An 11837-nucleotide genomic window follows, 5' to 3' on the forward strand; every position below is an offset into this window, starting at 1 on the left:
TCAATGCTAGAAGCTGGACTCGAAACACTTAACAACTCAGCAACCTGCTTCGCTCGTTTCCGTGTATCTCGTCGGTATGGGGTGCATTCTATAGATTTTTTCTTCCCTTGCAACCCCTTATTTCACTTATTTTCAACGGGTGTTGCTTTTTTCGACTAAAAAGATGAAAAACATGAATTTTCACTCGTTTTTTAATCATTATTCATATTTATTTTCATCATTCATTTAAATTTTACGAATAATTTTCATTTTTATACACACTGGAGCTCATATATTTTGATGTTTTATTTTCCAAAATGTTTTTTTAGGCTACATTGAATAAAAATTAAGTTGAATTGCTCGCATGATGCGCTCCATTATTCTGATCTTTTCCTTTTTATGCGTTGCATATTTTGCTGTACAACGTTTTATTCATCCTCAATTAAATCACAATTCAACTTTAGATCGGCTTCAACACCCCATTGATCAACGCCTAAGATATCGTATTGGGTTTATTGACCCAAGATTTCAACTTGATACAGAGGCATTACGCCAAATAACTCAAGAGGCAGCGAATATCTGGGAAAATCAAACTCAACAAAAGTATTTCGTTTACGACCCCAATGCTCGTCTTACAATTAATCTCATTTTTGATGAACGTCAAAATGAATCCAATTATAGAAAGCATACGCTAAAGCAATTTGAAAATAGCAAATCATTAGCCGACCAAATGAGATTACAGCTAGAGCAAGAATCACAACAACTTGAATTTTTAAAACAGCAAATTGAACAGCAGCAACACAACTATAGTAATGATCTAGATCAACATAATAATTTCGTCCACCACATTAATGGCTTAAACACATCTATTACAGATTCACAACTTCAGCAGATCAATAACTCTAAGACACGGCTCACACAGCAGAAGCTTGGGATTGAAAGCAATATTGAACGATTTAACATCTTACGAACAGAACTCAACGATAAAGTTGAAAAATTCAACCAATCCCAACACCAACAACGTAAAGCTATTAATGAGTTTAACCAAGTTTTTCAAGCCAAAATGTTCCACAAAGGCGAGTTTAATGGTCGTGAAATCAATATTTATGAATTTCAATCTATAGATGAGCTTCGAATCACATTAGCTCACGAATTTGGCCATGCATTAGGTCTTCAGCATACTAATGACCCCAATGCCTTAATGTATCCAATTCTAGAAAATCAGAATTTCTCCAATTTTAAATTGACTACTGCCGACCTCGAACTGCTAAAAAGTCGATAAAATCAGCGCCACAGCTCAATCCCATAATTAAATTACGGATTTAATTGAATAGTTTTGAATTCGTGTTAAGGTATTTTAAAATTAATCAGAGGAGAGAGACGTGAGTTATTATCATATTATTCTTGAGGTAAATGATCATATCAGCACGATCGAGGAAACTCGTGATATTGAAATATTTGATATTGTCGAGCTTCAACCTTATCTCTACTCAATTTTACTGCCATATTTCAATAAACAACTCATCGAACTCGATGATGAGAACATTAAATTCGAAGACGTCTTACATATTCAAATTAAGCAAACATTATTACCTATTCAAGATTTAATTGAAGAGGAACAACGCCAGCTTCCAAGCGATACAGATGTCACCATTACAGCTTATGAAATTTTTAACGATCGAGAATTAAGTCAAGATGTAACCTTAGTCATTTTTGACTTACTCGATGCTGTGAAAATCGATCGCTCTATTATTTAGAAACATCATCACAAAAAAGGTCAACCTATGTTGACCTTTTTTAATCCGAGAACCTATTTATTGCATCATCAGCCGAGCCTGCTCATTTCTAAATGCACTCAATATCTGCTGTCCCGCTCGACCTGTAGGATTTAAGCCCAATCGGGTTTGCTCTTGACGAATTGCCTGTCGAGTTTTATCCCCAATTAAACCATCAATCGCACCAATATCGTAACCGCGCCGGATTAAATAGCGTTGAATTTCTCGGCGTTCTGCTCTTGATGTACCAGGATCATCAGTCGGCCAAGCTTTTGCAATTTTAGCTTTTCCTTGCAATCGATCTGATAAATGTGCGATTGCCAACGCATAACTTTCTGCTGCGTTATAACTATATATAGCATCAAAATTTTTAAATACTAGAAAGACCGGCCCAGCACTGCCAGCAGGCGCAAGCAACCCAGCTTGAGAAGATGCAGAAAGATTACCCTGAATTAAAGGGGAGCCATCCACTCTATTCAATCCTTGATTGACCCAATAAGACAATGCTTTCTTATTACGTCGCCCCTCACCTACAACTGACATTCCTGCAGGAATCTGCACTTCAAATCCCCAAGGTTGACCAGTTTGCCATCCTCTTTTCTTCAAAAAATTTGCTGTTGAAGCCAAAGCATCTGGAATACTCGAGACTAGATCACGTCGTCCATCACCATCAAAATCTACAGCAAGCTCATCATAGGTTGAAGGCATAAACTGAGTATGACCAAAAGCCCCTGCCCACGATCCTCTCAATTGTTCTTCCCGAACATCACCACGCTGTAAAAGTTTCATGGTGGTAAAAAATTCACCTCTAAAATACGATTGACGGCGCCCCTCACAGCTTAAAGTTCCCAAAGCTTGAAGCAATGGATAGCGTCCAGAAATATCACCATAATTACTCTCAACTCCCCAAACTGCAACCACCATTTCAGCTGGAATGCCATAAGCCACACTTACACGGTCAAGTGTTTCTCGATGCTGTTGAAGTTTCTGTTGCCCCAATTGAACACGTTCATCATCAACTAAACCTGACAAATAATCCCAAATTGGCGTCGAAAATTCAGGCTGATAATTTAAACGTTCAATCACAGAATAGTCAGGAGTTAAATTCTGCGTGTAACGATCATACGTCGCCGAGCTAACCCCTTTAGTAATCGCTTGTGATTTTAAATTCGAGATGCATTGCTGAAAATTAGGAGCGGATGACACAGTTGCCGTCATGGATGGCGAGGCTGTCACAGACTGACCATTAATAATCAACTCAGCATGAGTTTGAGACATCGCTAAAAAAAATGAACCTATCGTGAGTGCAAGCCGTTGCATAAGACCCTGTAATTCTAAAATGTTGGAATTATGTCTTTACCTTAACAGCTCACTCTAAAAATTAAAGCATCGAATCGTAAATTTAAATTCATACTTTCTACTTTTTAAATTTATTTTGAAAATTTAAATTTAAAAACTTATCCACAACCTAGTTTTAAATTCATTTGTTATTGAATTTAAATTTAAACCGCCACACAACATTTAAATTCAAAAACTTATCCACAGTCATCCAATACTACAAATTAACCTAAATCATTGAAAATTATAAATATTAAAATAATTTAATTTACTCAACAGATAAGAATTTAGATATAAATCTTTAAATACATTTTTGAATTCAAACCTCAATAGTAACTTTGAATTCAAAATATCCTGCAAGCCTATTATTTTGAATTTAAACCCACTTTGAATTCAAAGTTAAGATGGCTCACATAAGCCATAATCAAACTTATACACAGTTCAAGATATGTATTCTAATCAGAACTAATAGTATAATTATTATGCAATTTTTTTAAAATTTCATCCGACCAATGGCAAGTGATTTTTAAAGAGGCGCAATCATGCCTTAAACAAGATAAATAAAAAAGCGACCACTCGTGTGATCGCTTTTTTTATCAGCAACTTAAAGTCTAGATGGTCATATCTTCACTTAATGCTAATGGGTTTGGTAAAATTTTCGACAATTGGCGACAGAGTGTAGTCAATTCTGAGCTATCGATTGGCATTAAGGTAATATGACCAATTTTACGACCTTCACGTTCTGACTTGTTATAAAGGTGCAAATGTGCACCCTCTAAAGCCAACACATCTTCAGTCTTTGGATGCTGACCAATAATGTTCACCAATACCGTTGGACGAATCATCTCAGTTGAACCCAAAGGTAAGCCTGCAACAGCACGGATATGGTTTTCAAACTGAGAGCACACAGCACCTTCAATCGACCAATGACCTGAGTTATGTACACGTGGCGCCATCTCATTAGCATATAAGCCTTTGTCCGTCACAAATAGCTCAAGCGTCAGCACACCGACATAGTTCAAATGGTTAAGCAAGCGAGTGATGTAATCTTGTGCTACAGGTTGTAGATCTACACTGTTCGGTGCAGGGACAATCGAGTGCGATAAGATACCATTGTGATGGTGGTTCTCAGCCAATGGCCATGTTTTCACATCACCATTCTGACCACGTACTGCAATGATTGACACTTCACGCGAGAAAGTCACAAAACTTTCAGCAATCAATTCACCCGCAGGACCAAGTTCCGCCCATGCTTGATCAATTTGATCCGCAGTGCGTAAGACAAACTGACCTTTACCATCATAACCACCACGTGAAGTTTTTAGTACGATTGGAAGACCAAGTTCAGCGACCGCGTTTTGTAAACTTTCTAGTGATGTCACCGCTTTGTAAGGTGCTACTGGAATATCTAACTCATCAAATAACGCTTTTTCAGACAAGCGATGCTGAGCAATCGCTAAAGCCTGACGCGGGGGATGCAGTTGCTTGGTTTCAGTTAATACATCTACATCTGACAATGGCGTATTTTCAAATTCTAAAGAAAAGACTTCTGCACTATTAATGAAATCCTGTAAGCCATTTTTAGCTTGAGTTGAGATCACTGGACCCAAAGCAGCAGAAGGGCAGTCTGTACTTGCTTCAAAAAAAGTACATTGAATATTTAATGGAAGTGCCGCCTGCGCCATCATTCGACCCAATTGACCGCCACCAAAAATACCGATGGTTTTATCCATAAGATTTCTCTCGAATTAAGCTTGACCAGGAATATTTTTACTCGCAACTTTCTCAGTTTGCGCTAAACGAAAATCGGCTACATTCTTTGCAATATCTGGGCGAGTTAAACCTAAAATTTGTGCCGCCATAATCGCAGCATTGGTCGCACCTGCAGGACCAATTGCCAATGTACCGACAGCAATACCTGCTGGCATTTGTACAATGGAAAGCAATGAATCAACACCATTCAAGATCGAAGATTTAACCGGCACACCTAGAACAGGAAGATCAGTCTTCGCTGCGCACATACCCGGTAAATGCGCTGCACCACCAGCACCCGCAATAATCACTTGGATACCACGATCACGAGCTTGCTCAGCATATTCAAACAAACGATCTGGCGTACGGTGTGCTGAAACAACTTCCGCTTCAAAGGGTACACCAAGCTGATTCAACATATTGGCAGTGTGTTCGAGTGTCGCCCAGTCTGACTGAGAGCCCATGATAATTCCAACGAGAGGAGTGTCTTGTGAAGCGGCCGCATTCATTGCAATGTTTCCAGAGATTAAAGTAAGAGAGATAAATCTCGACGAGAGCCAAGCTTTAATAAGAACTCACTATTATAGACTGAAAATGAATAGGTCTAAAGTTAAGCTGATAAAATAAGGATTAAAAATATATACTTGTTAATAGACATAAAAATGAATTTTATGATTGGTCATTGTTCTGCCTCATCCACCTTAAACATCTGGCTCATTTAAGATAAATTGAAATTGAATTTGGATTAAACTGAACTAAGCCATTCAAATTAAAAAATAAAAAGGAGAATATAGCATGTGGTTTAAACTGAAATTATGGTGGAATAACCCTGCAGAAAATTTATGGTTTACACCAGCACTTGGAGCTTTATTAGCGATTTTTTTCTCTTTATTTGCAACTGCAAGTCGTTATTTTATTCCATCACACGCGGTTCCAAATATCAGTATTGAAACACTAAGTAGCCTACTGGATATCATTGCTTCGAGTATGCTGGCGGTCACTACATTTTCACTTTCGATTATGGTCGCCGCATTTGCTTCAGCTTCATCGAGTGGTACGCCACGTGCTTATAAGCTGATGATGAATGATGATAATACTCGTCTCGCAATTACCAGTTTTATTTCCGCATTTATCTATGCCGTCATCGCAAAAATCGCTTTAGGTTTACAATATTATGGAGTTTCGGGTCGATTTGTCTTATTCGTAAGTACCATTTTGGTTCTTATTTATTTGATTGTGACATTAATTCGCTGGGTACAAACATTGTCTCAGCTTGGCACACTAACCAATGCTATTTCTAAAATTGAAACAGCAGCATCTCAAGCTTTAAGTACATTCCGTACACACCCCAACTTTGGCGCTTCAGGACAAAAACCATTTGGCGAAAGCCAACTCAAAATACACCCAAAACAGACAGGTTATTTTACTCATTTTGATATTGAGTCCTTAAATCTTCTTGCTCAAACTCACAATGCACATATTCATCTTGCTTTTCTTCCTGGGAAATTCGTAGACCCATCACTGGTTCTGATTGAAGTCTTTACGGAAAATCCAATAGATGACGAAGAATTAAAAAATTTAGAACATCAAATTCATGAATTCGTGATTATCGAAACGAACCGAAGCTTTTTACAAGACCCAAGATTTGGTTTATTGGTCATGAGCGAGGTTGGACAAAAAGCGATGTCAGCTGCAATTAATGATGTGGGTTCAGCAATTAGTGCGATCAATGCCTTAACGCGGATTATTATTGATAGTCAGCCAGATCCAGAACAGAAAACTTTTAATTTCTCGAATATCAGTGTCGATATGTTTGATATTCGTGAGTTTATTAGCAGTAGCTTTGCACCGATGGCACGGGACTGTATAAGTAATATCGAATTAAATCAAAGAATAATTAAATGCTTATCCATGATTGAAAAAAATGTATCTGAACCGGAACTACGGGAAGCTGCTCATGAAATGGCACATGAAATCTTGGCACGCTGCTTAAAACATTTTGATTTTGAACCTGATCGTCAAAGATTAGTTCGGGAATATGAAAATAACTTTAGTTAATCTTCATCCTTTTGAATCATGGTGTTCTAAATACAAAATAGACACAACCACATAAGCAAAGTGCAGCCCATACATAATCTAATTTGAAAGGCTGTTTAAACATGAAAATCATGAAAGGAACAAATACCAATAGCGTAACGACTTCCTGAGTGATTTTCATTTGTCCCACAGCCCAGCCATTTTGAGCCAGCATCTTGGTTGCAGGAATCATTAAGCTGTATTCGAATAATGCAATGATCCAACTAAATAGAATGGCTTGCCATAAAGGGGCATCATGCGGCAAAAATTTTAAATGACCATACCACGCCAAAGTCATAAAGCAATTTGCTAAAATCAGAAGCAATAAAGGTAAATAAATCATTTAAATCTCAAGTTAAATCGTCCGCGTTATTCTACGATTAAATCATTTCGTTTCATCATACTAGATTAAAAATATTCATATATTTTAGCTCATAAGTTTAAAAATTTATTTCTGCAAAATTTTACGGAATGCCTTCTAATAATCACTATCTTTTCACCAAGACCCTTGTTATCGTTGACATCAAATCAAATAACACATGACAACAGCACCAAAAAGATGTTTGTGTCGAAAAGAGTAGTGGAGTAAATCATCATGCATCTGCATATTTTGGGAATCTGTGGCACCTTTATGGGATCGTTAGCACTGTTAGCTCGAGACCTAGGGCACACAGTGACAGGCTCGGACCAAAATGTGTATCCACCTATGTCGACACAACTTGAAAATGCGGGTATTACCTTAATGCAAGGTTATGACCGTAGTCATTTGCAACCACACCCAGATTTAGTGATCGTTGGTAATGCCATGAAACGTGGAATTGACGCCGTTGAATACATGCTAAATCAGGGTTTACCCTATATCTCTGGACCACAGTTCCTTGCCGACCATGTGCTACAAGGTAAACATGTATTAGGGGTTGCTGGTACACACGGAAAAACAACTACTACCACGATGTTAGCTTGGGTATTAGATCAAGCGGGCTTGGAACCGGGTTTTTTAATTGGTGGTGTACCACTTGGATTTAAAGAAAGTGCTCGTCTAGGCGGAGGTCAATATTTCTGTGTAGAAGCAGATGAATACGACTCTGCCTTCTTTGATAAACGATCTAAATTTGTTCATTACCATCCAAAGACAGCTATTCTGAATAATCTTGAATTTGATCATGCAGATATCTTTGATGATCTCGCTGCCATTCAAAAACAATTTCATCATTTGGTTCGTACTATTCCAAGTGAAGGCCGTATCATCGCACCAATCACTGAAACGAATATTGATGAAGTTTTGGCACAAGGCTGTTGGACACCGATCGTCCGCACATCCCTCGAATCTCATGATCAAGCAACTATCTCTGCAAACCAACTTTCTGCAGATGGTACTCATTTCCAAGTCTTAAAAGACGGCGAAGTAAAAGGTACAGTCCAATGGTCGATGACAGGTCAACACTCCGTTGCAAATGCTTTAGCAACCATTGCAGCTGCAGAGCATGTAGGTGTTTCCATTGAAACTGCATGCGAAGCATTATCGAATTTTGGTGGTGTAAAACGCCGTATGGAGCTCCTCGATACCATTCGAGGTATTGAAGTTTTCGATGATTTTGCTCATCACCCAACAGCAATTGACACAACACTGGATGGTGCTCGTAAACGATTAGGCGAACGTAAACTATGGGCGATTATTGAGCCGCGCTCAAATACGATGCGAATGGGAAGCCACAAAGATGGTTTAGCATATTCTGCTCGATTGGCAGATGAAGTGATTTGGTATCAACCTGAGGGTTTAGATTGGGATCTACAACCTGTTGTTGAAGCTGCTCCGAATAAAGCTGTGGTAGCGCGTACTTTAGAAGAGATCATCCGAAATGTCGTGAATGAAGCAGGCGAGGGGGATGCCGTTGTGATCATGTCAAACGGTGGATTTGGTGGTTTGCATCAAAAACTCATTCAAGCACTCAAAGCAAAAGAATAAATAAAAAAGCCCGCTCTGCGGGCTTTTTTATTTATAAGCGATAACGTCATGATATTCATTATGAAAACGCTTAAACATGACAACCACATAAGAGCAAGTTGGAACAATTTTTAATTTTTCTGTACGAGCAAATTCTACAAGTCGATCTAACAATAACTTTGCAGTTCCTTGTCCACGTAAACGATCATCGACCCAAGTATGATCCGCTATAATGATCTGTGGAGTTTGGTAACGATAGCTGATTTCTGCAATTCTTGATTGATCTGCGTCCGTGAGATAAAACTCACCGCCTTTCACACTATCGATATGTTCAAACTGCATATGACTGCTCACTGTATGATTTTATTTAAACAGAACATCGTGGATTGCTTCATCTTTGTTGAAAACAGATTTAGCAAATGGACAAAGCGGTAAGATTTTAACATTCTTTTGACGTGCTAATTCCACCGCACGGTCAACAAGTTGACGTCCCACGTTTTGCCCTCTTAATGAATCATCAACCCAAGTATGATCAATAATAAATTTATCTTCACCTGCCCATGAATAAGTCATTTCAGCTAAATGATGGCCATCTTCACCAATAAAAAACTCACCTTTTGATCCATTTTCTTGATGTTTAATTTCTAACATTATCATTATCCTATCATTCGTTATTAAATATAGATTAGAACGACATATTTACATAACACTATGAAAAAATGGGACAAACTTGTCTATCAATTACAAATTCAAAACTTTAATTTATTTTAAAAAAAGAAATATTATAAAAAACAAAAATATATATTGTCAGTCATAATCATTAAATGTTATTTTTTTAACATATAAATGTATTATTATTGTTAAAAAATTAATGAGTAAATGAAATGGATATCTATTTAATATCAATTGTAGTATTGATCATCATTGCAATAATCTTATTAATTTCAATTTTTAAAGACAAATTTAATAACCCATTTAAATAATTTGCACACAACTTATAAGTGTGTCATCCTTTGTGCACTCGAAATCAAATGAAACGATTTCAACGTAATTTATTATCAAATTTGAACAAGGGGAGTAGCCTCCTCCAACAGTACTTAAATACTGTGTCAGAATATCGTCATTACACTTTGAAAGAAGTCGGTATCTGAGCATCATTTCGATTATCTAAAAAATGCTTAATCAAAATGGTGTAGGCAAGACCTTGATCATGTTGTTTCAGAATTATTATCTGGCAACTGGTCGAGGTTTTTTTATGCCAAAATCAATTGCCAGTATTGGAGATCACTATGGAAACCATAGGCAATATTTGGCTTTATGTCATTTTTTTTGGCATCGTCACGATTATGCTCTTAATTGACTTTCTAGGTTTTAAACAAAAAGAAGGTCAAGAAGTTAAAGTTAAAACTGCTGCTTATTGGAGTATTGCATGGGTCACTGTCGCAACACTTTTTGGTGGTGGACTATGGCTATATCTAGAAAATACCGCTGGTATAAACGTAGCCAATACGAAAGTTATGGAATATTTTGCCGGCTATTTACTGGAAAAGTCACTCGCAATTGATAACGTCTTTGTGTGGCTAATGATTTTTGCTGCATTCGCTATACCTCCTGCACTTCAACGTCAATTACTCCTTTATGGTGTTTTGGGCGCTATTATTCTCAGAACAATTTTTATTTTTATCGGTGCGTGGTTCGTTCAGGAATTTTCGTGGATCCTCTATATCTTCGGTGCTTTCCTTGTATACACTGGATTTAAATTCCTTAAAGGACAAGAGGATGATCCAAATATTGAAGATATGGCCATTCTGAAATGGCTACGCAAACACATGCGAATTACTCCACAGTTGGAAGGAAATAAGTTTTTCGTAAGGCAAAATGGCGTTCTATGGGCAACCCCATTATTTTTAGTGCTAATTTTAGTCGAGGCATCTGATGTTATTTTTGCAGTCGATTCTATTCCAGCGATTTTTGCGGTCACCACTGATCCTTTTATCGTCCTTACAGCTAACTTGATGGCTATCCTCGGTCTACGGGCTATGTTTTTCTTACTGTCTGGAGCCGCTTCAAAAATGCATTATTTGCCTTATGGACTTGGGGCTATTTTAATTTTTATCGGTTTCAAAATGCTTATGCTTGACGTATTCCATATGCCAATTTGGATCTCATTAAGTTTTATCGTGATTGCCCTTTCAATTACAGCATGGCTTTCAATTCGTTATAGTAAAAAACATCATCAAACGACCTTATAAGGTCAAACTTTGTTGGATTCAATAAAGCCTTCATCTGAAGGCTTTATTTATATCATTAGATGAGCCATCTAATTCACAATGCTTAACTTAGGCCATCGTTCCAAAAAACATTTTGACTTAACCCTATGTTCAAAGACTCCACGTGAAACCAAACGATTATTCCACCTTAATTTTAAAGTAAATAAATCTTCAAGCCCCAAAGGGGCGAGGATTTCAATATGATTATTCTCCATTAATTTGATAGCGATTGCGGTTGCCGTTTCTGGCCAAAAACTCATAGCATGATGTACTGAAGTATATGGATCAATTTGAGCACCTTCATCAGTTCTGTACCAATGATGTACCAGAGCTTGATTTGTAATGTCCCAATGAATATTAGGATATCTATGTTGAAGTGCACCCTTTAAATAATTTCGTCTCTCATCCATTTTTTCTGAAGGATCAAAATAAATGACATCGATTTCAGTTTCAAAAATGGAATAATTTTGATTATGTAAATAAGACCAGATCCAATTTCGAATCAAGCCCGCACTAAAATAGGCCGCACTATCAATCTGCCGTAAACACTGTAAAAGTTCATAGATATCTGCATTAGACCGTATTAAATGGCTTAACTTCTCATATAAGTCCATGGGTAAATTCACTTTATATATTTTGATTAGAATTTAATATTTCCACTCAGCTCTCCAATTTTAAATGTTAAGAGACGGTTGGCAAAGA

12 protein-coding genes are annotated in these 11837 nt (G+C 37.3%); 5 read left to right on the forward strand and 7 right to left on the reverse strand.

All coding sequences use genetic code 11. The features are described from left to right. The first annotated feature begins 343 nt into the window (after positions 1 to 343). Entirely contained in the window at positions 344 to 1261 is a 918-nt protein-coding gene (locus tag AC1M9L_RS13290; protein ID WP_481592391.1) for a matrixin family metalloprotease, read from the forward strand. A gap of 100 nt (positions 1262 to 1361) precedes the next feature. After that, positions 1362 to 1736, forward strand: a complete 375-nt coding sequence (locus tag AC1M9L_RS13295) for a hypothetical protein (RefSeq protein WP_035270344.1) — start codon at positions 1362 to 1364, stop codon at positions 1734 to 1736. A gap of 57 nt (positions 1737 to 1793) precedes the next feature. Here the strand turns inward: AC1M9L_RS13295 and AC1M9L_RS13300 are convergent, their stop codons facing one another. The 3 genes from AC1M9L_RS13300 to purE all read right to left on the reverse strand — a co-directional run bounded on the left by AC1M9L_RS13300 (position 1794) and on the right by purE (position 5353). Beyond that, entirely contained in the window at positions 1794 to 3074 is a 1281-nt protein-coding gene (locus tag AC1M9L_RS13300; RefSeq protein WP_481592392.1) for a lytic murein transglycosylase, read from the reverse strand. Positions 3075 to 3703: 629 nt separating this feature from the next. Further along, the gene (locus AC1M9L_RS13305) at positions 3704 to 4825 is read right to left on the reverse strand and encodes a 5-(carboxyamino)imidazole ribonucleotide synthase (protein ID WP_481588067.1); all 1122 of its coding nucleotides are present in this window, start codon (positions 4823 to 4825) and stop codon (positions 3704 to 3706) included. 15 nt (positions 4826 to 4840) lie between these two features. Continuing rightward, positions 4841 to 5353 (reverse strand): 5-(carboxyamino)imidazole ribonucleotide mutase, encoded by a 513-nt coding sequence (purE, locus tag AC1M9L_RS13310; RefSeq protein ID WP_035270333.1) that lies wholly within the window; start codon positions 5351 to 5353, stop codon positions 4841 to 4843. 286 nt (positions 5354 to 5639) lie between these two features. On the opposite strand from purE, the gene AC1M9L_RS13315 reads away from it, so the two are divergent. Next, positions 5640 to 6902: a DUF2254 domain-containing protein gene (locus AC1M9L_RS13315; protein WP_481592393.1), complete on the forward strand. Its 1263-nt coding sequence runs from the start codon at positions 5640 to 5642 to the stop codon at positions 6900 to 6902. A 16-nt stretch (positions 6903 to 6918) separates the two neighbouring features. Here the strand turns inward: AC1M9L_RS13315 and AC1M9L_RS13320 are convergent, their stop codons facing one another. Further along, positions 6919 to 7263 (reverse strand): DMT family protein, encoded by a 345-nt coding sequence (locus AC1M9L_RS13320; protein WP_035270328.1) that lies wholly within the window; start codon positions 7261 to 7263, stop codon positions 6919 to 6921. Positions 7264 to 7515: 252 nt separating this feature from the next. Here AC1M9L_RS13320 and mpl point away from each other — a divergent pair, with 252 nt between their 5' ends. After that, complete coding sequence (gene mpl / locus AC1M9L_RS13325; protein WP_481592394.1) at positions 7516 to 8886, forward strand: UDP-N-acetylmuramate:L-alanyl-gamma-D-glutamyl-meso-diaminopimelate ligase; 1371 nt, start codon at positions 7516 to 7518, stop codon at positions 8884 to 8886. A gap of 27 nt (positions 8887 to 8913) precedes the next feature. Here mpl and AC1M9L_RS13330 read toward each other — a convergent pair whose 3' ends face one another. Beyond that, complete coding sequence (locus tag AC1M9L_RS13330; RefSeq protein ID WP_481592395.1) at positions 8914 to 9207, reverse strand: GNAT family N-acetyltransferase; 294 nt, start codon at positions 9205 to 9207, stop codon at positions 8914 to 8916. Positions 9208 to 9228: 21 nt separating this feature from the next. Then, the gene (locus AC1M9L_RS13335) at positions 9229 to 9516 is read right to left on the reverse strand and encodes a GNAT family N-acetyltransferase (protein WP_035268578.1); all 288 of its coding nucleotides are present in this window, start codon (positions 9514 to 9516) and stop codon (positions 9229 to 9231) included. A gap of 638 nt (positions 9517 to 10154) precedes the next feature. Here AC1M9L_RS13335 and AC1M9L_RS13340 point away from each other — a divergent pair. After that, the gene (locus AC1M9L_RS13340) at positions 10155 to 11117 is read left to right on the forward strand and encodes a TerC family protein (protein WP_481588063.1); all 963 of its coding nucleotides are present in this window, start codon (positions 10155 to 10157) and stop codon (positions 11115 to 11117) included. A 68-nt stretch (positions 11118 to 11185) separates the two neighbouring features. Here AC1M9L_RS13340 and AC1M9L_RS13345 read toward each other — a convergent pair whose 3' ends face one another. Continuing rightward, positions 11186 to 11749, reverse strand: coding sequence for a nucleotidyltransferase family protein (locus AC1M9L_RS13345; protein ID WP_180028803.1), 564 nt, complete (start codon positions 11747 to 11749; stop codon positions 11186 to 11188). Positions 11750 to 11837: the final 88 nt, after the last annotated feature.

The sequence above is a fragment of the Acinetobacter sp. ANC_7511 genome, assembly GCF_056779975.1.

Bases quoted from the DNA above. Each gene is read 5' to 3' on its own strand.
- AC1M9L_RS13290 (WP_481592391.1), top strand. From the start codon at position 344: ATGATGCGCTCCATTATTCTGATCTTTTCCTTTTTATGCGTTGCATAT.
- AC1M9L_RS13300 (WP_481592392.1), bottom strand. From the start codon at position 3,074: ATGCAACGGCTTGCACTCACGATAGGTTCATTTTTTTTAGCGATGTCT.
- AC1M9L_RS13305 (WP_481588067.1), bottom strand. From the start codon at position 4,825: ATGGATAAAACCATCGGTATTTTTGGTGGCGGTCAATTGGGTCGAATG.
- purE (WP_035270333.1), bottom strand. From the start codon at position 5,353: ATGAATGCGGCCGCTTCACAAGACACTCCTCTCGTTGGAATTATCATG.
- AC1M9L_RS13315 (WP_481592393.1), top strand. From the start codon at position 5,640: ATGTGGTTTAAACTGAAATTATGGTGGAATAACCCTGCAGAAAATTTA.
- AC1M9L_RS13320 (WP_035270328.1), bottom strand. From the start codon at position 7,263: ATGATTTATTTACCTTTATTGCTTCTGATTTTAGCAAATTGCTTTATG.
- mpl (WP_481592394.1), top strand. From the start codon at position 7,516: ATGCATCTGCATATTTTGGGAATCTGTGGCACCTTTATGGGATCGTTA.
- AC1M9L_RS13330 (WP_481592395.1), bottom strand. From the start codon at position 9,207: ATGCAGTTTGAACATATCGATAGTGTGAAAGGCGGTGAGTTTTATCTC.
- AC1M9L_RS13335 (WP_035268578.1), bottom strand. From the start codon at position 9,516: ATGTTAGAAATTAAACATCAAGAAAATGGATCAAAAGGTGAGTTTTTT.
- AC1M9L_RS13340 (WP_481588063.1), top strand. From the start codon at position 10,155: ATGGAAACCATAGGCAATATTTGGCTTTATGTCATTTTTTTTGGCATC.
- AC1M9L_RS13345 (WP_180028803.1), bottom strand. From the start codon at position 11,749: ATGGACTTATATGAGAAGTTAAGCCATTTAATACGGTCTAATGCAGAT.